The sequence below is a fragment of the bacterium genome, assembly GCA_036524115.1.
GTDB lineage: Bacteria > JAUVQV01 > JAUVQV01 > JAUVQV01 > DATDCY01 > DATDCY01.
In genome coordinates, this window is sequence record DATDCY010000223.1 from 1 (window position 1) to 23,719 (window position 23,719).

Here is a 23,719-nt window from a genome sequence, read left to right on the forward strand (position 1 = left end):
CCGCGGGCGGCGTGCTCGCGCTGCGCGCCGCGACGGCGGCGCTCGGCCCGCCGCGCGTCCCCCCCGAGGCCTACCGGCTCGCTTCGACCCTGCTGATCACCGACCGCCGCGGCGCGCCCCTGCGGTTCCTGACGGACGAGCGCTGGCGGCGCCACCTCTGGCTCGCGGGCGACCAGATCCCCGACGTCGTCCGGCACGCCTTCATCGCCGCCGAGGACCGGCGGTTCCACCGGCACCCCGGCGTCGACCCGCTCGCGATCATCCGTGCCGCCGTCGTCAACCTGCGCGCCCGGGCCGTGGTGTCGGGTGCCTCGACGATCACCCAGCAACTGGTGAAGTCGGCGCTCCCGCCGGGGCCGCGGACCCTGGGCCGCAAGATCGACGAGGCACTCGAGGCGGCACGTCTGGAGCGCGCCCTCCCGAAGGACGAGATCCTGGCGCTCTACCTCAACCGCGTCGACCTGGGGAACAACCTGCTCGGCGTGGAGGCCGCGGCGCGGATGTATTTCGGGAGGCGGGCGGTCGAGCTGGACGCGGCGGAGGCGGCGACGCTCGCGGCGCTCCCCAAGGCCCCGTCGCTGCTCGATCCCTGGGGGAGCACGCCGGAACGGCTGCTCGCCCGGCGCAACCACGTGCTCGGCCGCATGGCGGCGCTCGGACTGATCGCGGCGGCGGAGGCCGCCGCGGCGCGGGGTCGCCCTCTCGGCGTGCGTCCCGCGCCTCCGCTGGAAGCCCCGCACCTTGTGGATGACGTGCTCGCCTCGGGCTCGCTCGCCGGGCGCACTGGCGTCGCGGCGCTCACCGTCGACCTCGCCGCGCAGCGCGAGGTGGAGGCGATCCTCGCGTCGCACCGGGGGCGCCTCGCGGCGGCCGGCGCGTCGCAGGCCGCCGCCGTGGTCCTCGACAACCGCACGCTGGATGTCGTCGCGCTCGCGGGCTCGATCGCCCACGAGGCGCGGGCGCAGGGTTTTGTCAACGGCGCGGCCGCCCCCCGCTCGGCGGGTTCGACCCTCAAGCCGTTCCTTTATGGCTGGGCGATCGACCGCGGCTGCTCGCCGGCCTCCGTGCTCGAGGACGTGGAGCGTGCCTATCTGGGTGAGGAGGCCGAGTACCTGCCGCTGAACTTCGACCGCCAGGCGCACGGGCCGGTGGACCTGCGCACGGCGCTCGGGCGCTCGCTGAACCTTCCGGCGGTCCACCTGCTCGAGCGACTGGGCACGGACGGGTTGTACGCCGTGCTCGGCCGCCTCGGGTTGCTGCCGCCCGCCGCACCGCCGCCGGATCACTACGGCCTCGGCCTTGCGGTCGGCAACCTGGACGTGCGGCTGCTCGACCTCGCCGCGGCGTTCGCGGCAATCGCCAACGGCGGCGACTTCCGTCCGCCGCGGGTGCTCCCGGAGGCCCCGGCGGCGCAGCCACGGCGCGTGTTTTCGCCGGAGGCCGCTTTCATCGTCGCGGACGTGCTCGCCGACCCGCTCCTGCGATCGGCGGCGCTGGCCTCGCGGGGATTGCCGGTCCCCGTGGCGCTCAAGACGGGGACCTCGACGCACTACCGCGACGCCTGGACGGTCGGCTTCACGGACCGCTACACGGTCGGCGTCTGGACGGGAAACTTCGACGGCCGGGTGACCGCGCGCCTCTTCGGCGGGGAGGGGGCCGGCCCCGTCTTCGCGGACATCGTGACCGCCCTGCACCGCCGGCAGCCGCCGGCGCCTCTCGTTCCGCCGGACACGGTCACCCGCCGCGAGGTCTGCTCCCAGTCAGGCGACCTGCCCGGACCCGGGTGTCGCGAGCGCAAGGCGGAATGGTTCGTGGCGGGGGCGGAGCCGACGGCGGTCTGCGCGTACCACGCGTCGCCCGGCCGCCATGACCTGCCCGCCGCCTACGCCGGGTGGCTCGGCCAGCGGCATGCCGAGGGGCGGGAGTCGCGCTACCGCCTCGCCGGGCTCACCCCGGACCTCGAGCGCCTCTTCGTGCCGCCGCCGCCCGCGCCGCCGCCCGCCGCCGAGGGGCCCGTCCGTATCGAGGCGGAGCAGCCCGCGCCCGTCGAGCAGAGCGGCTTGAGCATCCGCTACCCGCTCGACCGCGACCGCTACGTGCTGGCGCGGGGCGAGGAACGGCTGGAGCTGCGCCTGCAGGCCGTCGCCGAGGCGCCCGTCGCGTCGGTCACCTGGTTCGTCGACGGCGAGGAACTTGCCAGCGCCGGCCCGCCGTACACCGTCGTCTGGCTGGGGGCGCGCGGCCGCCACCGCGTCAGCGTCGCCGACGCCGCCGGGTTCGGCGACGCGATTGACGTCTCGATCGAATGATCAGATCGGTCCTCGCCCTCGCCCTGCTCGTCCCGGCGCCGACCCTCGGGGTGTTCGCCGCGATGGTCTGGTTTCCGGGCACGCCGCTGGGGAAGGGTGTGTTCGTCGCCACCAAGCTCTGGCTGTTCCTCTTACCGGTGCTCTGGCTCAGGCTCGTGGACCGCGAGCCGCTCAGTCTCTCGCCCATGCGGCGGGGCGGGCTGGCGGCCGGCGCGCTCTCCGGCGTTGGTGTCGGCCTCCTGATCGTGGCGGCGTACCGCGTGCTGGGCCCCTCGCTCGTGGACCGGACGCTCTTCGCCGGCCGGATGCGGGAGGTGGGCCTCGACGCCTGGCAGCTCTACGTCGGCGCTGCGGCGTACTGGGTGCTCGTCAATTCCGTGCTGGAGGAGTACGTCTGGCGGTGGTTCGTCTGCTCGCGCTGCGAGGCCCTCGTCGGGCCGGCGGCGGCCGCCGCGCTCTCCGCGTTCTTCTTCACGCTGCACCACTACTTCGCGGTGCGGACGTACTTCCCCGTCGCGCTGGCGCTGCTCTGCTCGGCCGGGGTGTTCGTGGGCGGGCTGGTCTGGTCGTTCCTCTACCTGCGCTATCGCAGCATCTGGCCGGCGTACTCGAGCCACGCGATCGTCGACCTGGCGGTCTTCGGGACCGGCGCCTACGTGCTCTGGGGCTGAGCCCGCCCCGCGCGAGCGCGCATCCTTCCGGTTGACTTCGGTCGCCGGCGGCACCACATTGAAGGTGCATCGAGCGGGACCGCAGGGACACGGACGGGCGCCGCGCCGTGTCGGCCGGTATCCAAGGGCGCCGTCAGGCTTCTCCTGAAGGGCAGGCTCCGACACGGGAGGGAGTGTCCGAACGTGGCAGTGCAGTCGACGACACCGGGCCCCGACAGCGCCCTGCTGCGCGTCGTGGCCGCCCTCTCCACGACCAGAGTCAACTACTGGGCGGAATTCGCGGTCGACGTGCCGTTGGGCGTGACGCTGATGCTGGCGGGCGCGCGCAGCCCGGGCGCACGGCCCGCCGCGGCCGCCGCGACGGTGCTCTTCGGCCTGCTGCTCTTCAGCTTCATCGAGTATTCGTTTCACCGCTGGCTCTTCCACGGGTCCGTGGAAGTCATCGCCAGGGGGCACCGCAGGCACCACGCGAACCCGCAGGGCTACGACGCGCTGCCGTTCTTCGTGCCGGCGCTGATCCTGCTGTCGTTGTGTGGGCTGTTGGCGCTCGTGGTCCCGCGGCCGCACGCTCTTGTGCTGACCGGCACCGTCGCCCTGAGCTATGTCGCCTACGGGCTCTGGCACTTCACCGTGCACCACCACCTGTTCCGGTGGCCCCCGGCCCGCGACTGGGCGGCGAACCACCACATTCACCACTACCACGCGGAGACGAACTTCGGCGTCACCTCGCCGCTGTGGGACGTGGTGTTCGGGACGCGCTACGCGCGCAAGAAGGCCTAGCGTCGGCTCCCGGCGGCTGCCCCGCTCACGCCATGATGTGCCACAGCCCCATCATCCCGATGTCCTCGTGCTCGACGATGTGGCAGTGGAACATCGCCATGCCGTCGTAGTCCGCGACGGGCACGAGCAGGCGGGCCCAGCCCCTCTTCGGGATGAGCACGACGTCCTTCCACGCGGGCGCCGCGGTGTAGAGGGCGGCGTAGCCCGCGTCCGCCCCGCCCATCGCCAGCACCTGGCAGGGGTTGACGTGCTGATGGAACGGGTGGTCCATACCGCTGTCGTTGACGACGTCCCAGACCTCGAAGGTGCCGAGCATGGAGTGGATCTCGGCGGCGCGCATCGTGCCGTCGGCGAGCATCTCGAACGAGATGCCGTTGATGAAGCCCCGCCCCATGCCCATGCTCAAGGCGAGGCGCTCGGTCTTCGCGACAGGCGGGCTGATGCGCGACGCCAGCGGGTTCACCTGGGAGGGCAGGGTGTCGCTGGTGCGGCCGCCCCGGTAGGGGACCGTCATCAGCGTCACCTGCTGCGTGCCCGACGACCCGCACCCGCGATCGTACGGCAACGCCAGCAGGCGGTAGCTCGCAGCGCGCTGGTTCGCGCGGACCAGCACGTCCGCGCGCTCGCCGGGCGAGAGCAGCAGGGAGGAGACGGGGTAGGGCCTGTCGAGCGCCCCGCCCTCGGTCCCGACGACGTGAAGCTGGTGGCCCTCGAGCTGCAGTTTGTAGAAGCGCGCGTTGCTGGCGTTGATGATCCGCCAGCGCTGGACCTGCCCCGGACGGATGCCGAGCACGGGGTTGACCTGCCCGTTGACCAGGACCGTGCCGCCTTCCTTCCCGTGCATGTAGTCCATGAGGGACGTGTAGGGGGCGGGCGCCCCGCCGCTGAGGGTGATGTCCTTGAGAAACAGCAGGTGTGTCTCGTACCCCGCGAGGGCGGTCTGCCCGTCCTCGATCTCCAGCGCGCCGGCCATCCCGCCCCAGTACTGCTCCGCCACCGAGCCGTGGATGTGCGGGTGGTAGAAGTTGATGCTCCCCGGCTCCTGGAACGCCAGGTCGTACTCGTACGCGAAGCTCTCGCCCGACATGAGCATGACCATCATGTTGTCGGCGTTCCCCGACGGCGAGACGTGCAGGCCGTGCGTGTGGAGGTTGGTGATGTCGCGGTCGTGCCCGAGGATGTTCGTCCCGAGCATGGCCAGCGAGTTGCTCAGGCGCACCCGCAGCAGGTCGCCGCGCCTGGCCCGGATCGTCGGAGCGGGATACGTTCCGTTGTAGGTGAGCAGGTTGGCGGTGACGCCGTTGACGCTCACCGGCGCAACCCGCGCTTCGATGCTGACCTCCACCACGCCGGGCTGCGCGCTCTCGTTGAGCAGCACCGGCGGATCCGCGAACGGCGCCCCCGGGGGCGGGTCGATGATCGTCGTGCCCGCGCCGCAGCCGCTGCCGCCGGTCATCCCGCGCGCCCAGGAATCGCCGCGCCGCAGGACCGTGCACCCGCCGACGAGCCCGACCGCCGTTGCCCGGATGAAGCCCCGCCGATCCAATCCTCTCTCTCCCATGGCTTTCCTCCCGTGGCCGACCGGCCGGACACAAGGTAACCAGGAGCGGGCATCGCGCGCAGTGGGCGGACACCCCATTTGCGGACGCGAGGTGCCCGGGGGACCCGCCGCGGCGTCACCGCGGCCGGCCGGACGAGGCTAGTGGCGGGGATTCGCCGCGACCACGCGGGCGGCCTTGACGATCGCGTCCGCGAGATCGTGGCGGATGAAGTCCATCAGGTGCGGCGGCATGCGCCGCGTCCCCAGGATCTCGACGCCGTACTTGGGGCTCACGCGGTTCAGGGCGTAGGCAAGCGTGTCCTCCCGGCAGTCGAGGCAGAGGCACAGCCCCTCGTGCCGGCGCAGCAGGGGCTCGATCATCCGCGTCCCGGCCTCGAGGCAGAAGTCGACGAGACGCACGCCCCCGGCGTCGTGCCGACGCTGGCGGGGCGGGTGCAGGGGGCGGCGCGTCACGCGCTCGAGGGCGATCTCCACGGCGGAGCGCACCCGGATCGGGTCGATCCGCTGCGCGGCCAGGCCGAAATTCTGGCTGCGCGAGTAGCAGGGCGGGAGCTTCGTCAGTGCGAGCGCGATCGCGTCGGTCGCGCACAGCGGGCAGGTGCAGGCCGCGGGCTCCGCGCCGGCGTCCCGCGAGAACCAGGAGTGGATGCTCAGCAGGGAAGGGGCGGCGCGCTCGGCCCCGCGCCGCTCGCGCCGGCGGACCTCCCGCCCGACGACCGCCTCCGCCTCGTTCCGGACTTCCATGGCTGCCTCCGCGAGCACCGCCACTCCCTCCCTGTCGGTCCGCCCGCCAATATCGACCGCGGCGTGGCCGCGCGATGTGACGCCCGTCACATCTTCATCATGCTATGGAATCGCGCCGGCGGTGCCGCCGGCCTTCAGCGGCCGAAGTCCGCCCGGTTCGCCTTGACGCATTCCGGGCAGATGCCGTGGGTGAAGCTCGCTTCCGAGTGCTCGCGGATGTAATCCTCGACCTGGTCCCAGTAGCCCTGGTCGTTGCGGATCCTCTTGCACCACGCGCAGATGGGGAGCATGCCGCTGAGGTGCCTGACCTTCGAAAGCGCCTCCCGGAGGTCCCGGATCAGCTGGTCCCGCACCTCCGACTCGTGCTTCTGCTCCGAGATGTCCCGGGCGACGTGGACCGTGCCGAGGGGCTGCCCCCCGGCCTCGAAGAGGGGCGTGCAGGTCACCTGCAGCGGCAGGCCGAGGTGCGGGTCGAACAGCTCCCGCGTCACGCCGCGGCCCGCATGCAGCGCCTCCTCGTGCGGGCACTCGGGCCAGGGGCGATCGAGGCCGTGCAGGACGCTGTGGCACGTCCTGCCGATCAGGTCCCGCGGGTGCGACGAGGCCAGGTCCGCGAGGGCGCGGTTCACCCGGATGAGGCGGTAGTCAGGGGAGATCACCGCGATGAACTCGGGCATCGCATCCATCGTCTCCGTCCACTGGGCGGCGACGTGCGAGAGCAGACGCTCCGATCGGCGGGCCCGGATCTCGGCCTCGGCGTGCGCCGCAAAGAGCGCGAGCACCGCGTCGGCCGGCGCCGTCCACTCCAGCGGGACCGTGTCGAGCACCGCGACGATGCCCGCCGGCTGTCCCGCGGCGTCGCGCAGGAGCCTGCCGGCCAGGCCCTCGGCGCCGACCGCGGTGAGCCCCGCGTCCCCGGGGTAGCGCGCGCCAACGTCCTGCTCCTGCAGCAGCGAGCCCCGTACGGCGAGCTCGGCCCAGGGGGTCCCGCGGGAGACCGAAATCGCCGGGGGCGTGCGCCCGTCCCTGCTCCAGGCGCCAAGCAGCCGCGTTTCCCCGGAATCGGAGAAGTCGGCGACGAGCGCCATGTTCACGCCGAGGACCTCCGCCAGGTGGCGCGCGCACGCGCCGTGGTGGTCGGGGCGCCCGGCCCCGTTCAACACGGCGGCGATGTGGACGAGGGCCGCCTCGGCGGCAACCATCCTGCTCACGTGCGCTCCTTTGCCCATCTCTACCCCTGTGAAAAAGTAACGCCCGCCCGCCCGCCGCCGAAGTGACGCGGGTCACAGACGCCCGGGCTCGCCCGTGGCGGGGTTGTCCCGACGGGGGGCGCGGCCTAGATTAGATGCGCGCCGCGTTCCCCGCGGCGGGGAAACCGCACAAGGAGGAGCCGCATGAAGAAGTCGCTCGGAGCGAAGACCATTCTCTACCCGACGCCCGTGATGGTGGTCGGGACCTACGGCGCCGACGGCGCGGCCAACGTCATGACGGCGGCGTGGGGCGGCATCGCCTGCTCGCGGCCACCCTGCCTCGCGGTGTCGCTGCGGGCCGCCACCGCGTCCCACGGCAACATCATGGCGCGCAAGGCCTTCACGATCAGCCTGCCCGATGAGACCCACGCCGCGCAGGCCGACTACTTCGGTCTCGTGTCGGGGAGGGACCAGGAGAAGCTGAAAGTCAGCGGCCTCACCGCGGTGCGCAGCGACCTCGTGGACGCCCCGTACGTCGGCGAGTTCCCGCTGGTGATCGAGTGCGCGGTGGTCGCGGTGCACGAACTGGGCCTGCACACGCAGTTCGTCGGGGAGATCAAGGACGTGAAGGCCGACGGCGCGCTGCTCGACGCCGAGGGCAGGGTGGACCTCGCCCGGCTGCGGCCCATCCTCTACGCGCCCGACCAGCAGGCGTACCACGCCGTCGGGGCGTTCGTCGGGAAGGCGTTCTCGCTGGGCAAGGGTCTCGCCGGCCGGTCCTGACCGGGGAGCGCCGGCCGCTCCCCGAACCCGGTGTTTCGGCCCGGCGGGGGCCGCGGCCCCGGAACCGGGGGCGGCTCTCGCTACCGTTGCACCTCGTAGACCCGGATCTCCGCCGCGTTGCCGTCCGCGCGGGGGAGCGCGACGTAGATGCGCGAACGGGCCGGGACGAAGAGCGACGTCCGGGCGCCCGGGCGCGTCGCGATGCTCCCGGCGGGCGCAAAGCCGCGCTCCGCGGTCTCCTCGAACGCCTGGAGGACGCCCGCGCCGCACGAAGCGTAGACACGCCGGCGGGCGCGATCGAAGAAGACGTCGTCGACATCGGCGGCGATCGGGAACGTGTGCAGCAGCGCGCCGTTTGCCGCATCGAGCACCATGATCCCCGCCGGAGCGCGACACCCGATGAACAGACGTCCTCCGTCCTCGTCGAGGTCCATGGGGAAGTTTTCGCACGGGCCGGGAAGACGCCACTCGGCGATGGCACGCCCTTGCTCCCGGTCGATGACCACGACCCTGTTGCCGGCCGGGACGTTGACGAACATTCTGCGTCCGCGCTTCTCCAGCTGGAACGATTCGGGATGGCCGGCCAGGGGGACGTCGGCGATGCGATGGAGACTCGAAGCATCGACGATCCCGATCCCGCCGCCCCCGTAGCCGACATAGACGCGGTCCCGCGCGTCGTCGTAGCGAAGGTTGTCGGCATCGCCCGGGAACTGCAGCGACGTGACGGGGGCGAGGGTCCTTTCGTCGAAGAACCGGAGCGTTCCGTCGCCGCCGTTCGCCACCGCGAGCAGGCGCCGCGCGGCGACCGACAGCACACCCTGCGGCTCCCGCAGGCCGCGAACCGCGCCGACGCTTGCCCCGCGTGCGGTGTCGACGATGTCAACCGTGTTGCTGGCGAGCGCGGCCACGAAGAGGCGCCCCGTCGCCTCGTCCCACTCCAGATGATCGATGCGCCCCCGGGCATCCGGGAGCGCAATGGCGCCGACCTGGCGCAACGGCACGAGTTCACCGGCGTCGACCGGCTGCAAGGGGAGGACGACCGCGGACAGCAGCAGGATGCCGGCTGTCGATCTGCCGAGAAGGTTCATGGCCGGGTCGTCGTGCGGGCTCGGTGGTCCGATCGCTAGCGGCGCAGGACGATCCCGGCGATCGCCCCGGCCGCGACGACCGCCGGCTCGGGAACCCTGAACCGCAGCAGCAGGATGGCGCCGGCTGCCGCGATGACGGCCGTGGGCGCATCCACGATCGACCCCTGGCCCAGGATGAGCGTCGCCGCCGCGATGGCGCCGGAGGCGGCCGAGGTCGCCCCCTTCACGAACCCGTGCAGCACGGGGTGGTGCCGCCAGCGGATGATGTACCTGCCGATGAAGAGCACGAAGAGGTACACGGGGAGGAAGACGCCCGCCGCGGCCACGAGCGAGCCCCGGAGCCCGGCCACGAGGTACCCGACGAACGCAGCGGTGATGACCACCGGCCCGGGCGTGATGATACCGACCGCGACCGCATCGAGGAACTGGCGCTCGTCCAGCCAGCGGTGCTCCACGACGACCCCGTGGTGCAGGAACGGCACGATGGCCAGCCCGCTCCCGAAGGTGAAGGCGCCTGCCTTGAGGAAGAAGGCGCCCACCGCGAGCAGGATGGGCAGGTGGACGCCGGCGCCGCCCACGATCGGCGCGATCGCGAGCGGGAGGGCGGCGCCGTTCCGCGCCGGAGGCGAGTGGATCACGATCCCGAGCAGGCCGGCCGCGAGGAAGAGCAGGGCGATCTCGGCGCGCGTGACGAGCGTGACGACCGCGGCGGCGACGAACACGAGCCACATCCGCCAGTCGCCGCCGACGGTCGTCCTGGCGAGGCGCGTCGCCGAGATGGCGACGATGGCGATCACCATGGGGCCGATGCCGTAGAAGAGAGCCTGGACGAGGGACAGCCCGTGGTAGGCGACGTACAGCGCCGAGACGGCCAGCACGATGAGGTACGTCGGGAGGATGAAGGCGATGCCGACCAGGGAGGCGCCAAGCGCGCCGTGCCGGAGGTAGCCGATCCACATCGCGAGCTGCGCCGCGAGCGGGCCGGGCATCATCTGCGAGAACGCCAGCCCCTGGACGTACTCCTCCTCGGTGATCCAGCGCCGGGGCACGAGGTCGCGCTGCATGGAGCCGGCCAGGGCGATCGGCCCGCCGAAGCCGAGCGCCCCGAGCCGGAGGAAGTACCGCACCAGCTGCCAGAGGCCGACGGGCGCGGCCTCCGGAACGCGATCGGGGAGGCTCATCGCCACTGCGCGGCGAGCCTCCCTGACCTCTGCGGCGTTGCGTCTAGAGCGACTTGAGATACTCGACGACGTCGCGCATCTCCTGGTCCGTCAGGCCCAGCGCGAAGCGGTCGTTGTAGCTGCCCACGACGTCGAGGAGCGTGCGGAAGCGACCGTCGTGGTAGAACCTGCCCGCGTTCGCCGGCTGCATGAACAGGCCGCGCTCACGCACGAAGAGCCCGGCGAGGCCCATGGTCCTGTAGACGCCGTCGGGAGCCCGATCAGCCTGGAAGCTGTCGATGTTCATCTCGGCGGGGGTGTGGAGGTTCCAGCCCGGCTCGGTCCAGAGCGGCTCGACGTGGCAGGTGCCGCACTTCGCCTTCCCGCCGAAGAGCGCGTCGCCCCGCGCGGCGGCGTCGGGGTCGAAGTCCACCTTCGGCTTCGGTGCCGGCGCCGCCAGGGCCAACTGGTAGAGCTGGAGGTCGGGCAGCTTGGCCGTCACGCGGTCGGCGTCGGGGGACACCTGGATGTGCCCGAAGCCCGCCGCGGCGGCGATCGGGAACTTCGTCGCGTTGTCGAGCCGGGGATCGAAGAAGGTGCCGGTGCCGTGCATCTGGAGGATCGCCACGAAGGCGTTCCAGTACGGGACCGAGCCCCAGGCCCCGGTCCACGTGTGCTGATTGTGGCCGGCGAGCCCGAAGGCGTTGGGGATGAGCGTGGCGCCCGGGACGTTCGTCCCGGTGACGACCCCGTTGGTGACCTGCGACGGGTTGAACGCCTTGCCGTCGAGGAGCAGCTCCGCGTCGTACTTGCCCGGGCCCCAGCTGTTGAGCACCGCCCTGACGTCGGCCTCCGTGATCGCGGGGGCGGCGAGCTTGAGAAGGTTCACGACCGCGCTGAGATCGGGGGCGAGCGCGACAATGGCGCCGACGTTGAGGTCGTGGTTCGCCCAGCCGTCGAGACGGCGGCCGATCCCGGGGGCGAGCGAGTCGTCCACGGTCGAGTGGCACAGGGCGCACTGGACGCCCATGGACTTGAGGGTGCCGGCGTCATTGAAGAACCCCGTGAGACCGACCACCGCGTTCAGCTTGAGCAGGGCGAGGGTCGTCGCGGGGTCGTCGAGATTCACCGCCCCGCGCTTGAGCGCCTGGACCAGGTCGCGCGGCAGGGCGTTGACGTCGACCTTGAGCCCCACGGCCAGCGCGGTCTTCGGGCTGACGCCGGGGCCGACGCCGCCGAGCTGCGCGCCCTCGATGGCGAGGTGGAGCTTCAGCACGTCGCCCCAGAAGGCCTCGTCGCCGAAGGTGTCGAAGCGGAACGTCCGCTGCCCGTCGGCGATCATGTGCATGCCGCCCTTGATGGCCCGATTGGCGATCGGCAGCTTGAGGGCCGCCGGGTCCGGAATGCCCTTCCTTTGTCCGGCGCCGGCGCCGGCGACGCTGCCGAGCAGCAGGACAGCAGCCGCAAGCGCGAAGGTTCCACGTCTGTGTGTATGTCGCATTGTCCGACCCTCCTTGGGGTGTTCTCCCGATTTCGATTGAAGCCTGATCCACCAAATCTAGACCAGCGGGAGAAAGATCCCATGGGGGGAAGACACCATCTCGGCGGAACCTTCCGGTCCCCGGCGACGTCAAATCTCCGAAAGCAACCCGGAGGCGGCTGAGGAGTATTACCAGGCAGGAGGAAAGAGTCATGGCACCGCGCGAGACGGCGACCCGGGCAAGGGTGCTCCTGGTGGAAGACGAGGAGCTGCTGCGCTGGTCGATCGAGCGCTACCTCTCGGGCCATGGGTGCCTCGTCGAATCGGCCCGCGAGGGCGGCGCGGCCATGCGCATGCTCGCCGCCGCGACGTATGACGTGGTGATCACCGACCTGGCGGTCGGCGGTCCCGACGGCTTGACGATCGCTGCCGAGGCCCGCCGCCTGCACGCCGAGACGCAGGTCATCGTCATCACCGGCTGCGGCTCCAAGGACACCGTGCTCACGGCGCTGCGGCAGGGGGTGGCCGACTACCTGGAGAAGCCGTTCGACCTCGAGTTGCTGCTGGTCACCGTCGAGCGGGCGCTGGAGAAGACGGAGATCCTGCGGGAACTGGTGCAGCTCTCGCGCACCGACGGCCTCACCGGCCTCTACAACCAGCGTCACTGCTATGCGGTTCTGGAGGCGGAGATCGGCCGTGCCCGCCGCCAGGGCCACCCGCTGGCGCTGCTGCTCGTGGACGTCGACGACTTCAAACACTACAACGACCAGTATGGGCACCTCGCCGGCGACGCCGCGCTCATCCGTGTCGCGGCGGCCCTGAGGAAGGCCTGCCGCCGCGAGGTCGACAGCGCTTTTCGCTACGGCGGGGACGAGTTCGTGGTGCTGCTTCCCGAGGCCGACGGTGTGGTCGCCGCCGGCGTCGTGTCGCGGCTGAAAGCCCTCGTCCGCGAGGAGGGGCTGTCGCTTTCGGTGTCCGTGGGTCTCGCTTCCCTGCGGGACGGCGTCGATCTGCAGGGCCTGATCCGCGAGGCGGACCAGGCGATGTACCGGGACAAGGCGCGGGCCTCCGCCGACGGCCTGCGCCGCGCGGTGTGACCCGGGTCCGCCGCGCCTGTTCGATCTACCCGCCTGCCAGCTCCCCGAGGCGCAGCGCGATCTGCGGTCCCCGGCCGCCGTCCTCGTGCTTGATGAAGACGAACGCGCTCTTCCACTTCTGCGCCCGGATTCGCCCGGCCCACTGTGAGAGCTCGGCGTCCGTGTAGTCGGCCCGGCGCAGCCGCAGGTAGCCCCAGGGCGCCGTGGCGAGGATCCCCTCCGCCGGGTGCTCGTCCGTGTCGGCGACGCAGAGAGCGCATCCCTGCGAGCGCAGCAGCTCGGGAATGCCGTCCTCGAGCCACGACGGGTGGCGGAACTCGAAGGCGCACGCCGGCGCGCCGGGGATGCGCGCGAGGAAGTCCTCCAGCGCCGGCCGGTCCGCGGGGAAGTTCGCCGGGAGCTGGAAGAGCACCGGCCCGAGCCGCGGGCCCAGCGTCGAGAGCGTGCCGAAGAGGCGGTCGACCTCCTCGCCGACGTGCCGAAGGCGCTTGAAGTGGGTGATGACCTGCGGCGCCTTGAAGGCGAAGCGAAAGCCCTTGGGCACCTGCGCCGCCCAGCCCTCGAGCAGCCGCGTGGTCGGCATGCGGTAGAAGGTGTTGTTGATCTCCACCGCGCCGAGGCGCCGCGCGTACGAGCGCAGCATGTCCCCGGGCGCGATCTTCTCCGGGTAGAAGCTCCCCTGCCACTCCTTGTACGCGAAGCCACTGGTGCCAATGTGGATCTTCACGGCGTTTCACCTCCTCGCGCGCGGCGTGTCGCGGGCCGTTCGACGACAACCTCGCGCGGCGCCTTGTCCTCGCGCAGCCGCAGGAAGACGGGCTGGCGCATCACGCCGTCCGCGGTCCACTCGGCAAAGACGACCTCGCAGACCAGCTCCGGTTTCACCCACGTGACGGGGGCGGCCACGTCCGGCGCCGCTGCAAACGGGCTGCGCTTCCGGATGAGCGGCTCGAGCCGCCTGCGCAGGTTGGCGAGCCCCTTTGCGTCGAGCCCGCCGCCGACGTTGCCGATGTAGGTCAGCCCGCCTTCCGCGAACGCGCCGAGGACGAGGGCGCCGAAGTGCCTGCGCGCGCCCCGCGGCGCGGTGAACCCGGCGATCACCGCCTCCTGCGTGAGCCGCGTCTTCACCTTGAGCCACTGGCTGCTCCTCGTCCCCGGGCGGTAGGGGCTCTGCGCGTGCTTGGCCATGATCCCCTCGAGACCCTGCGTGCGGACGGCGTCGAAGAAGAGCCGGCCCTCGCCGCGGACGTGCTCGCTGAACCGGACCAGCGGCGAGCGCGGCAGGATCCCTTCGAGAATCTCCTTGCGCCGGACCAGCGGCAGGCCCGTCAGGTCGCGCCCCTCGAAGTAGGGCAGATCGAAGACGTAGTAGACGAGGTGGCCCGCGCGTGAGGAGCGGCGGTTCTGCAGCAGTTGGAAGTCCGGCCGGCCGCGCGCGTCGAGGACGACGATCTCCCCGTCGAGAACGGCGTCGCCCCCGATCTTTTCCAGGGCCTCGGCGATGGCGGGGAACCGTGCGTTGAGCGGCAGGAGGTTGCGGGAGCGCAGCACAACCCTGCCGCGCTCGACCTCCGCGACCGCCCGGTAGCCGTCCCATTTCACCTCGAAGAGCCAGTCCGGGTCGTCGAACGGCTTGTCGGCGGTCGCTGCCAGCATCGGCCTCATGCGCCGCGGCAGCGGGGCGGGCGGCGCGCCCTCCAGCGCCGGCGCCGCGAAGCGGTCCCGCTTCTTGATCAGGAGCCAGGATGTGTCGTCCTTCGCGGTCTTCACCAGGGCGAACTCCCCGCGGAGCTTCTCGCCCTCGAGGACGAACTTCAGGTCCCCCTTGCGCAGCCCCGCGGCCAGGGCGCGCTCGCCGTCCGCGCCGGTCGCGGCCTCCGGGTGGCGGTAGGTGCCGCGGTCCCAGATGGCGACGCTTCCCGCGCCGTAGTTGCCCTTCGGGATGATCCCCTCGAAGTCCCCGTACTCCAGCGGGTGGTCCTCCACCATGACCGCCAGCCTCCGGACCTTCGGGTCCAGCGAGGGGCCCTTCGGCACGGCCCAGCTCTTGAGCACGCCGCCGAGCTCGAGCCGCAGGTCGTAGTGCAGCGCCCGCGCGGCGTGCTTCTGCACGACGAAGGCGAGGCGTTTCCCGGGGCGCCCCCCGCGGCCGGGGGGCGGCTCGGGGGTCCTCCCGAACCGGCGCTTCGCCTCGTAGGCCTTGAGGGGACTGCGGGTCATGGGCGCCCCTCCTCCGCGCGCGTCACGCCGCGGGCAGCCGCTGCTTCGCGGCGAGGACCTCCCGGAAGAGATCGCCGCTCTTTGCGATCCGCGTGAGCGCCTCGTCCGCGGTGATGCGCAGCCTCGCGGCCCCGCCGCGCCGGACGGCGCCCTCGACCTCGGCCCAGGACAGGGGGAAGGAGACCGTCGGCTGCGCCTCGGCGCGCAACGAGTAGACGCAGACCATCGTCATCGAGGCGCCGTTCTGCGACCAGTTGATGAAGACCCTGCCGGCCCGCTGCTCCCTGGCCATCCGCGCCGTGACCAGCTCGGGGTGCTCCTTCTGCACGGCCTCGGCGACGGCCCGCGAGAACGCCTTGGTGTCGTCGAAGGTCGCCTCCCGCCGGTTGAGCGGCACGTACAGGTGCAGCCCCTTCCTGCCCGAGGTCTTCACCCAGCCCGTGAGCCCCACCCGCCCGAGGAGTCCGCGCAGGAGCAGCGCGACGCGGGCGCACTCGGGGATGCCCGCCGGCGCGCCCGGGTCCAGGTCGAAGACCACGCAGTCCGGGGTTCCCGGCGAGGCGGCACGCGCCAGCGGCACGTGCAGCTCGAGGGACGCGAGGTTCCCGACCCACATCAGCGTCGGCAGATCGTCGACGAGGCACGCGGTCATCGGCTTCTGCGCGTCCCGCCGCGCGACCTGCGCGGTGCTCACCCACGGGGGGCGGTGCGCCGGGCAGCGCTTTTCGAAGAAGTACTCCCCGTCGACCCCCTCGGGGTAGCGCTTGAGCGTCAGCGCCCGGCCGCGCAGGTGCGGCAGGATCACGCCCGCCGCGCGGCGGTAGTAATCCAGCACGTGCGCCTTGGTGAACCCGCCGGCCGGGTAGAGCGGCTTCTCGAGGTTCGCGAGCGAGAGCCGCCGGCCCTCGATCTCCACGAACGTGCGGCTCACTTCTTCTCTTTCTTCATCGCGTGCATCGCCTCGCGCAGCGCCGCGACGAGGTCCGGCGGCGCCGGCCCCTCGCCGCGCTCCTCGCGGCCCTCCACCGCGGGGCCCTCGACCGGCGGCGCCTTCTCCGCCTTCTTGCGCAGCAGATCCACGATCCGCTTGCGCCGCAGGTCGGCGTACTTCGCCGGCGTGAAGTCGCCGATGAGCTTCCTGACCTCCCGCTCCACCAGCCGCCTGGCCGCGGACTCGACCGTCTCCTGCTTCGGCGCAAACTCCGCCGCCGGGACGATGTCGCCCCCGTAATGCAGCGTGATCAGGCTCAGGGCGCCGCCTTCGCTCTTCAGCGCCACCAGGTGCTCGCGCTCCGCCAGCACGAACTTCGCGAGGCCGGCCTTTTTCGTGCGACGCAGGACCTCGACCAGCAGCGCGTAGGCCTTCTCGCCGCCCTTGGCGGGGACCAGGTAGTAGGGGCGGTCGAAGTGCAGGGGGTCGACGTCGTTCAGGTCGATGAACTCGAGGATCTCGATGGTGCGGCTGCGCTCGGGCGCCAGGGACTCCAGCTCTTCGTCCGTGACGGTCACGTACTTGCCGGGCGCGACCTCGTAGCCGCGGACGATCTCCTCCGGCGGGACGATCTTCTCCTCCCGCGGGCAGTACATCCGCCGCAACAGGGGCGCGTAGTCCTTGCCGTGGAGCATCCGGAACGAGACGCGTCCGGGCTCCACGGCGTTGACCAGCCGCACCGGGATGGCGACCAGGCTGAAGCTGACCGTCCCGCTCCATATGGCCTGCCCGGCGGCGCCCTCTTCGGTCTTCGTCGCGGGCGGGCGCGTGCGTCCCGGCTTGCGCGCGGCGGCCATCACGCGACCTTCTTCAGGCTGGCCTCGAGGGCCTTGAGCAGCTGCGCGTCGGGCGTGGGCTTCAGGCGCCGCGGCGGCACGACGGCGACCTTCTCGCCGCGGGCCTTGCGCGCGATCAGCCCGCGCAGCCGCTCCTCGTGTTCGTCCCGGAACTTCGCAGCGTCGAAGGAGGCGGCCAGATGGCCGATCAGCTCGACCGCGATCTTCAGTTCCTTCTCCGAAAGGGGGAGCGCCGGCAGATCGAGGGCCTTCGCAGGCACGATCTCGTCCGCATGGCGCAGCGTGTGCAGGCGGAGGGTCCCGCCGGCGGCGCGCAGGGCGCCCAGGTAGGAGCGTTTGCGCATCGTCCACGTGCAGACGCCCGCCAGGTCCTGCTCCGCCAGCGCGGCGCGCAGCGCCCCATACGCCTGCGGGCCCGCATCCGGCTCGAGGTGGTATGCCCGGTCGAAGAAGAGCGGGTCGATCTGCGCGGCCTTGACGAACTCGTGCACCTCGATCGCGCGGCTGCCCTCGGGGGCGGTCCGCTCCAGTTCCTCCGGGTCGACGAGGATGTACCTGTTCTCCTCGACCTCGAACCCTTTGACCTGCTCGGCGGCGGGGACCGGCGCGTCCTCGGCGGAGCAGATCATCTGCTGGCGCAGCCGCACCCGGTCGCGCTTGTGGAGCAGGTGGAACTCGATGCGTTCCTCCCGGACCGCCGCGTGGAGTTTCACGGGAACGCTGGCCTGCCCGAATCGAATCTCGCCTTTCCAGATCGCGCCTGGCGCCACGGGAATCCCTCCTTGCGGCCTGGCGCGACCCGCTCCGGCGATCGGCAGGCATGGGATTGGTCTTCTTCGGAAAGCTATTGTCTCCGGCAGAAGTCGTCAAGGACCGCCTCGTGGCGCGCGGCGTCATCCCGAAAAACTGCGGTGAACACCCCATCGTTGACAGGGGCGCCATCCCCTATTTTCCAAGCGGGGTTGTGCCCCGGTCGCATCGCAGTGCACATGCGGGGCCGTTCCGGACCGCCAACGAAGGAGGGGAAATGATGACACGGGCGTCACGGTGTGGATTGCTGGTTGTCGCGGCGTCGCTCCTGCTGGCGGCTTCCGGAGCGCAGGCGGGGCCGAAGATGGAGTTCGGCGATGGCGGTTTCCTCACCCTCGGGGTGCTCGGCCAGGTGCACGGCTCCTGGACCGACGACGCGAAGGACCAGGAGGACATCTACCTGCGCCGGGCACGGCTCATCTTCAGCGGCCAGATCGTCGACGGCGTCAAGGTCTTCGCCGAGACCGACTACCCCAACGCGGGGAGGACGGGCACGAGCGCCTCGTTCATCATGCAGGACGCCTTCACGGACGTGCGGCTGTACGATGCCCACTGGGCGCAGGTCGGCCTGGAGCCGCTGCCCTTCTCCTTCGAGAACAGCTCGTCCGCAGGAACGCTGCTCGGCCTGGACTTCAACACCGAGAGCATCAAGTTCACCAACGCCCTCAATTACCGCGACCTCGGCCTGATGGTGCACGGCAACTTCGGGCCCTGGGTCTCCTACAAGGCCGGCGTGTTCGACGGGTATGACGCCGGCGTCAAGAGCGAGGGCGCGGAGATGCGTTTCACCGGGCACATCGCGGTGAACCCCGTCGGCGCGGCGGAGAGCGGCTGGTTCTTCAACCAGGTGCGTCTCGATCGTCCCACCTACGTGTCGCTGGGCGCCGGTGTCGACACGCAGAAGGACGCCACGGTGAGCGCGGCCGGCGCCCTCCGCGACTCGAAGGCCTGGGTCGTCGACCTGCAGTCCGGCGTGAAGATCGCCGACGTGGCGCACGTGACGGCCAATGGCGCCTACTACCACTGGGACAACGCGGTGTTCGAAGGCAAGACGGCCTTCGTCGAGGCCGGCGTCCTGTGGAGCAACCTGATGCTGACCGGCAAGTGGAGCCTGCAGGACCCCGACGGGGGCGACTCGATCAAGGATTACACCGTCGGCGTGGACCACTTCTTCAAGGGGCACAATGCACGCGCCGGCATCGAGTACCGTTTCGGTGACAGCACGGACAACGTGCTCGTAGGGGTACAGTTCCTGCTCTAGCGCACGATTTCGGCCCCGATCCTCCCCGGCGCCCCGGTAGAGGGAGGGGGGATGGCGGGGGACGGCTCTTCAAGACGCCCTCGGGCTGTGGCATCGTCGCGCAGTCCGAGGGCGTTGCTGTTTATTGCTGTCCGTATTATACTGTAAAAAAATACAGTATTGCGTGGTGTGAGCTTGAAGAATGCAATTCGCAACCTCCTCAGCCATCCCGGGCTTTGGTTGGGCGATGGGAGGGGGGCGGCGCCCGGGGAAGGGGTCGTCTCCACCGGCCGTGCGTCCCTCGACGATCTGCTCCCCGGCGGCGGCTGGCCGCTGGGCGCGATGACGGAGATTCTCCCCGTGAGCGCAGGCGCCGGTGAGCTGGGCCTGCTCGTCCCCGCCCTGGCCGATCTTTCGCGCCAGGGGCGACGCATCGCCTGGATCGACCCGCCGCACCTCCCGTATCCGCCGGCACTCGCCGCCGCCGGCGTCGCGCCATCCCGCGTGCTGCTCGTGTGCGCCGGAGCCGGCCGCGATCGGCTGTGGGCCGCCGAGCAGTGTCTTCGCTCGGGTGCCTGCGGGGCCGTCCTGCTCTGGCCACAGGAGTGCGACAACCAGAGCCTGCGGCGCCTGCAGCTCGCGGCGGAGAAGGGCGGAGGGCTGGGCTTTCTCTTCCGGGCGCAGCGCGCGGCCGCGGCGCCTTCGCCGGCTGCGTTGCGCCTGCGGCTGGCGCCCACGCCGGGCGGCGTGGCCGTGGAGGTCGTGAAGGGCCGGGGCGGCTCGGGACGGCGGGCCGAAGTCCGTCTCGCGGGATAGCGGCCGCCGATCGTCTGAAGGCGCGTCATGCTCTGGCTCGGCATCCATCTCCCCCGTTTCTCCGCGGAAGTCGTCGGCGACGCTGCGGCGATGAGCGCGGCCCTCGCGCGCCTCGCGGGCTGGGCCGGCCGCTTCACCCCCGTCGTCAGTCCGGTGCCTCCGCGGGAGTTGCTTCTCGAGGTCGCCGGGAGCCTCCGGCTGTTCGGCGGTCCGGACCGTCTCGCGGCGCGGGTGGTGGAGGGACTGCGGGATCTCGGCTACACGGCCGCGGCGGCGCTCGCGCCGCCGCCGCTCGCGGCCACCCTGCTCGCGCGCGCCAGGCCGGGGACGCTGCTGACGCAGAGGGGGACGCTCGAGCGCGAACTGGGTCCGGTCCCCGTGAGCGCCCTCGATGTCGCGCCGGAGACGCTCGCCGCGTTGCGGGGGATCGGCGCGGGCACCCTTGGCGACTGTCTGCGGCTGCCGCGGGCGGGGCTGGCGCGCCGCATCGGCACGGATCTTTTGCGCGTCCTCGACCGCGCCCTCGGCAGGATCCCCGACCCGCGGGAGCCCTTCGTGCTGCCGCCGCGGTACGAAGGCTGCCTCGTCCTGCCGGCCGCCGTCGCGTCCGTGGAACCGCTCCTCTTCGCCGCCCGGCGCCTGCTCCTCGAGCTGGAGGGGTACCTCGAGGCCCGCGGCGGCGGCGCCGTCGCGCTCGCGTGGACGCTCCGCCACCACGGGGGGCACGGCACCCGTGTCGAGGTCGGGCTGGCCGCTCCCGCGCGCGAGCCGGGGCGCCTGCTGAAGCTGCTGCGGGAGCGCCTCGAGCGCACGCGGCTCGCCGGGCCCGTGGAGGTCGTGGAGCTCGCGGTGGAGCAGATCCTGCCGCTCGTGCCCGCGAACCTGGACCTGTGGCAGGCCCGGGCGGCGCAGTCCGGGCAGGCGTGGCCGGAGCTGCTGGACCGCCTGCGGGCGCGGCTCGGCGCCGCCGCGGTCCAGGGCCTGCGCCCGGCGGCGGACCACCGTCCCGAGCGGGCCTTCGTGCGCACGGAGCCGTCGCTCGGCGAACAGCCGGCGCCGTCGCCTGCTCCCGGTCCGCGCCCGCTGTGGCTGCTGTCCGCGCCGATGGCGCTCCCTGCGCGACGGTTGACGCTTGTCGCCGGTCCCGAGCGCATCGAGAGCGGCTGGTGGGACGGCGCCGACGTGCAGCGCGACTACTTCGTCGCCGAGGACCGCGGCGGACTGCGCCTCTGGGTCTTTCGCGAGCGCGGCGGCGAGCGGCACTGGTTCCTCCACGGAATATTTGGATGACTGCGGCATACGCCGAGCTGCATGCGGTGAGCAACTTCACGTTCCTGCGCGGCGCCTCCCACCCCGAGGAGCTCGTGGAGGCGGCGGCCGCGCTGGGCTACACCGCCCTGGCGCTCACCGACGAGTGCTCTGTCGCCGGCGTCGTCCGCGCCCACGTCGCGGCGCGGGACCGACCCCTCACGCTCATCGTCGGCAGCGAGGTCCGGCTCGCCGACGGCCTGCGGCTGGTACTGCTCGCGACCGACCGCGAAGGCTACGGCGACCTCTGCGACCTCATCACGCGCGGCCGCCGCGCCGCGGAGAAGGGGAGCTACCGTCTGGAGCGCGCCGACCTCGCGGCGCTCGATGGACTGCCGCGCTGCCTCGCCCTGCTGCTCCCCGGGGCGGACGGCGCGGCGGATCGCGAGGGCGCGCGCTTCGTCGCCGGCCTCTTCCCGGGGCGGGCCTGGATCGCGGCCGAGCTGCTCCGCGGCCCCGACGACCGGTCGCGCCTCGCGGCGCTGCGCGATCTCGCGCGCGACGCCGGCCTGCCGCTCGTGGCCGCCGGCGACGTCCACATGCACGTCCCCGAACGGCGCGTCCTCCAGGACGTGCTGACCGCCGTCCGTCTCGGCGTGCCCGTGGCGTCCTGCGGCCGCGCCCTGCACCCCAGCGGCGAGCGCCACCTGCGCCCGCGCGAGCGGCTTGGGCGCATCTACCCGCGCGCGCTCCTCGACGAGACGCTGCGCATCGCCGAGCGCTGCACCTTCTCGCTGGACGAGCTGCGCTACGAGTACCCCGACGAGCTGGTGCCGGCCGGGCGCGCGCCCGCCGACTGGCTGCGGCAGCTCACGGAGGAGGGGATGCGCCGGCGCTGGCCGGGCGGCGTGCCGCCGAAGGTCGTGCGGCAGGTCGAGCACGAGCTGGCCCTGATCGCGGAGCTGCGCTACGAGCCCTACTTCCTGACGGTGCACGACATCGTGCGGTTCGCGCGCGGGCAGGGAATCCTCTGCCAGGGGCGCGGGTCGGCGGCGAACTCCGCCGTGGCCTTCTGCCTCGGGATCACCGAGGTCGACCCGGCGCGCATGGAGATGCTCTTCGAGCGCTTCGTCTCGCGCGAGCGCGCCGAGCCGCCCGACATCGACGTCGACTTCGAGCACCAGCGGCGCGAGGAGGTGATCCAGTACATCTACGGGAAGTACGGCCGCGACCGGGCGGCGCTCGCGGCGACGGTCATCAGCTACCGGCGGCGCAGCGCGGTGCGCGACGTGGGCAAGGCCCTCGGGCTGGATGCCGCGCTGGTGGACCGCATCGCCCGGCAGTTCTCCTGGTGGGAGGACGGCGGCAGCGCCGGGCGGCGCCTGGAGGAGATCGGCTGCGACGCGCGCGCCCCGCTCGTTGCGCGGCTGCTCGAGCTCACCGGGGAGATCCGCGGCTTCCCGCGCCATCTCTCGCAGCACGTCGGCGGCTTCGTGATCTCGCGCGGCCCGCTGCGCCGCCTCGTGCCGATCGAGAACGCCGCCATGCCCGAGCGCACGGTGATCCAGTGGGACAAGGACGACCTGGAGGCGCTCGGCCTGCTCAAGGTCGACTGTCTCGCGCTCGGCATGCTCTCGGCGATCCACCGCGCCCTCGACCTCGTCTCGACGCTGCGGGGGCGGCCGCTGACCGTCGCCGACATCCCCGCCGAGGATGCGCGCACCTACGCGATGATCCAGCGCGCCGACACCGTGGGGGTCTTCCAGATCGAGTCGCGGGCGCAGATGGCGATGCTGCCGCGCCTGCGACCCGCCACCTTCTACGACCTCGTGGTCGAGGTGGCGATCGTGCGCCCCGGGCCGATCCAGGGGCAGATGGTCCACCCCTTCCTGCGGCGGCGCCAGGGGCTCGAGCCGGTGAGCTACCCCGGCCCCGAGGTCCGCGACGTGCTCGAGCGCACGCTCGGCGTGCCGATCTTCCAGGAGCAGGTGATGAAGCTCGCGATGGTCGCGGCGGGCTTCTCGGCGGGGGAGGCGGACCGGCTGCGCCGCGCGATGGCCGCCTGGCAGAAGAAGGGCGGGCTCGAGCCGTTCGAGGCGCGCCTGGTGGACGGGATGCGCGAGCGCGGCTACCCCGAGGAGTTCGCGCGGCAGATCTACCTGCAGATCCGGGGCTTCGCGGAGTACGGCTTCCCCGAGTCGCACGCGGCGAGCTTCGCCCTGCTCACGTACGTCTCGGCGTGGCTCAAGTGCCACGAGCCGGCGGCCTTCACCTGCGCGCTGCTCAACAGCCTGCCGATGGGCTTCTACGGGCCGTCGCAGCTCGTGCAGGACGCGCGTCGCCACGGCGTCGAGGTGCGGCCGGTAGGTGTGACCACGAGCGGGTGGGACTGCACACTGGAACAGGGGACGCCGGCGCGCTCGGAGAGGCCTCGGATGCAAGGCGGGCAAGTCCGGAGGAATGAGGCGTACGAGCAGTACGCCGCAGTGACGAAGGACGCAGCCCAACGCCGCAGACGAGGTCTATCCGAGTGTGCCGGGCCATCAATCAGGCTCGGGTTGCTGATGGTCAAGGGGCTGAGCCGGGCGGCGGCCGACCGCCTCGTCGCCGCGCGCACGGAGCGGCCGTTCGCGTCCGTCGACGACCTCGTCGAGCGCGCCGCCCTCTCGCGCGGCGAGCGCGAGCGCCTCGCCGCCGCGGGCGCCCTCGCGGCTCTCGCCGGTCACCGGCGGCT

General features: G+C 72.0%; 20 protein-coding genes. 9 read left to right on the forward strand and 11 right to left on the reverse strand.

The window, feature by feature from the left end; genetic code table 11:
- From pbpC to VI078_10875, 3 genes are all read left to right on the forward strand, one after another.
- On the forward strand, positions 1 to 2,309 hold a 2,309-nt coding region (pbpC, locus tag VI078_10865; protein HEY5999781.1), incomplete at its 5' end, for a penicillin-binding protein 1C.
- Complete coding sequence (locus tag VI078_10870) at positions 2,306 to 2,980, forward strand: CPBP family intramembrane glutamic endopeptidase (protein ID HEY5999782.1); 675 nt, start codon at positions 2,306 to 2,308, stop codon at positions 2,978 to 2,980. The genes pbpC and VI078_10870, both read left to right, overlap by 4 nt.
- Positions 2,981 to 3,163: 183 nt before the next feature.
- Complete coding sequence (locus VI078_10875) at positions 3,164 to 3,760, forward strand: sterol desaturase family protein (GenBank protein ID HEY5999783.1); 597 nt, start codon at positions 3,164 to 3,166, stop codon at positions 3,758 to 3,760.
- A 25-nt stretch (positions 3,761 to 3,785) separates the two neighbouring features.
- Here the strand turns inward: VI078_10875 and VI078_10880 are convergent, their stop codons facing one another.
- The 3 genes from VI078_10880 to VI078_10890 form a co-directional block, all read right to left on the reverse strand.
- The gene (locus VI078_10880) at positions 3,786 to 5,321 is read right to left on the reverse strand and encodes a multicopper oxidase family protein (protein ID HEY5999784.1); all 1,536 of its coding nucleotides are present in this window, start codon (positions 5,319 to 5,321) and stop codon (positions 3,786 to 3,788) included.
- A 138-nt stretch (positions 5,322 to 5,459) separates the two neighbouring features.
- Positions 5,460 to 6,065 carry a late competence development ComFB family protein gene (locus tag VI078_10885; GenBank protein ID HEY5999785.1) on the reverse strand — a complete coding sequence of 202 codons (606 nt, stop codon included), beginning with the start codon at positions 6,063 to 6,065 and terminating at the stop codon, positions 5,460 to 5,462.
- 134 nt (positions 6,066 to 6,199) lie between these two features.
- Positions 6,200 to 7,267 carry a PAS domain-containing protein gene (locus VI078_10890; GenBank protein HEY5999786.1) on the reverse strand — a complete coding sequence of 356 codons (1,068 nt, stop codon included), beginning with the start codon at positions 7,265 to 7,267 and terminating at the stop codon, positions 6,200 to 6,202.
- Between the two features lie 192 nt (positions 7,268 to 7,459).
- On the opposite strand from VI078_10890, the gene VI078_10895 reads away from it, so the two are divergent.
- Entirely contained in the window at positions 7,460 to 8,038 is a 579-nt protein-coding gene (locus VI078_10895; GenBank protein HEY5999787.1) for a flavin reductase family protein, read from the forward strand.
- An 80-nt stretch (positions 8,039 to 8,118) separates the two neighbouring features.
- On the opposite strand, the gene VI078_10900 is transcribed toward VI078_10895, so the two are convergent.
- The 3 genes from VI078_10900 to VI078_10910 are packed head-to-tail and all read right to left on the reverse strand — an operon-like array spanning position 8,119 to position 11,634.
- Positions 8,119 to 9,126 (reverse strand): hypothetical protein, encoded by a 1,008-nt coding sequence (locus VI078_10900; protein HEY5999788.1) that lies wholly within the window; start codon positions 9,124 to 9,126, stop codon positions 8,119 to 8,121.
- A gap of 35 nt (positions 9,127 to 9,161) precedes the next feature.
- Positions 9,162 to 10,307, reverse strand: coding sequence for a chromate efflux transporter (gene chrA / locus VI078_10905; protein ID HEY5999789.1), 1,146 nt, complete (start codon positions 10,305 to 10,307; stop codon positions 9,162 to 9,164).
- A 43-nt stretch (positions 10,308 to 10,350) separates the two neighbouring features.
- Positions 10,351 to 11,634: a hypothetical protein gene (locus VI078_10910; protein ID HEY5999790.1), complete on the reverse strand. Its 1,284-nt coding sequence runs from the start codon at positions 11,632 to 11,634 to the stop codon at positions 10,351 to 10,353.
- A 344-nt stretch (positions 11,635 to 11,978) separates the two neighbouring features.
- Here VI078_10910 and VI078_10915 point away from each other — a divergent pair, with 344 nt between their 5' ends.
- The gene (locus VI078_10915; protein ID HEY5999791.1) at positions 11,979 to 12,863 is read left to right on the forward strand and encodes a diguanylate cyclase; all 885 of its coding nucleotides are present in this window, start codon (positions 11,979 to 11,981) and stop codon (positions 12,861 to 12,863) included.
- 25 nt (positions 12,864 to 12,888) lie between these two features.
- On the opposite strand, the gene VI078_10920 is transcribed toward VI078_10915, so the two are convergent.
- From VI078_10920 to VI078_10940, 5 genes are read right to left on the reverse strand one after another with little or no spacing between them, the layout of a single operon-like run.
- On the reverse strand, positions 12,889 to 13,590 hold the full coding sequence (locus VI078_10920) for a DUF72 domain-containing protein (protein ID HEY5999792.1): 702 nt from the start codon (positions 13,588 to 13,590) through the stop codon (positions 12,889 to 12,891).
- Positions 13,587 to 15,083: a non-homologous end-joining DNA ligase gene (gene ligD / locus VI078_10925; GenBank protein HEY5999793.1), complete on the reverse strand. Its 1,497-nt coding sequence runs from the start codon at positions 15,081 to 15,083 to the stop codon at positions 13,587 to 13,589. The genes VI078_10920 and ligD (VI078_10925) overlap by 4 nt, the downstream gene beginning before the upstream one ends.
- A gap of 22 nt (positions 15,084 to 15,105) precedes the next feature.
- Positions 15,106 to 16,014, reverse strand: coding sequence for a non-homologous end-joining DNA ligase (gene ligD / locus VI078_10930; GenBank protein ID HEY5999794.1), 909 nt, complete (start codon positions 16,012 to 16,014; stop codon positions 15,106 to 15,108).
- A complete protein-coding gene (locus tag VI078_10935) occupies positions 16,011 to 16,871 on the reverse strand; it encodes a Ku protein (protein ID HEY5999795.1) in 861 nt (286 codons plus the stop codon). The genes ligD (VI078_10930) and VI078_10935 overlap by 4 nt, the downstream gene beginning before the upstream one ends.
- Complete coding sequence (locus VI078_10940; protein HEY5999796.1) at positions 16,871 to 17,641, reverse strand: Ku protein; 771 nt, start codon at positions 17,639 to 17,641, stop codon at positions 16,871 to 16,873. The genes VI078_10935 and VI078_10940 overlap by 1 nt, the downstream gene beginning before the upstream one ends.
- Positions 17,642 to 17,898: 257 nt before the next feature.
- On the opposite strand from VI078_10940, the gene VI078_10945 reads away from it, so the two are divergent.
- From VI078_10945 to VI078_10960, 4 genes are all read left to right on the forward strand, one after another.
- Positions 17,899 to 18,942 (forward strand): porin, encoded by a 1,044-nt coding sequence (locus tag VI078_10945; GenBank protein HEY5999797.1) that lies wholly within the window; start codon positions 17,899 to 17,901, stop codon positions 18,940 to 18,942.
- Positions 18,943 to 19,161: 219 nt separating this feature from the next.
- Positions 19,162 to 19,737, forward strand: a complete 576-nt coding sequence (imuA, locus tag VI078_10950; GenBank protein ID HEY5999798.1) for a translesion DNA synthesis-associated protein ImuA — start codon at positions 19,162 to 19,164, stop codon at positions 19,735 to 19,737.
- A 27-nt stretch (positions 19,738 to 19,764) separates the two neighbouring features.
- Positions 19,765 to 21,027, forward strand: a complete 1,263-nt coding sequence (locus tag VI078_10955) for a DNA polymerase Y family protein (GenBank protein ID HEY5999799.1) — start codon at positions 19,765 to 19,767, stop codon at positions 21,025 to 21,027.
- A partial coding sequence (locus VI078_10960; protein ID HEY5999800.1) for an error-prone DNA polymerase occupies positions 21,024 to 23,719 on the forward strand: 2,696 nt, incomplete at its 3' end. The genes VI078_10955 and VI078_10960, both read left to right, overlap by 4 nt.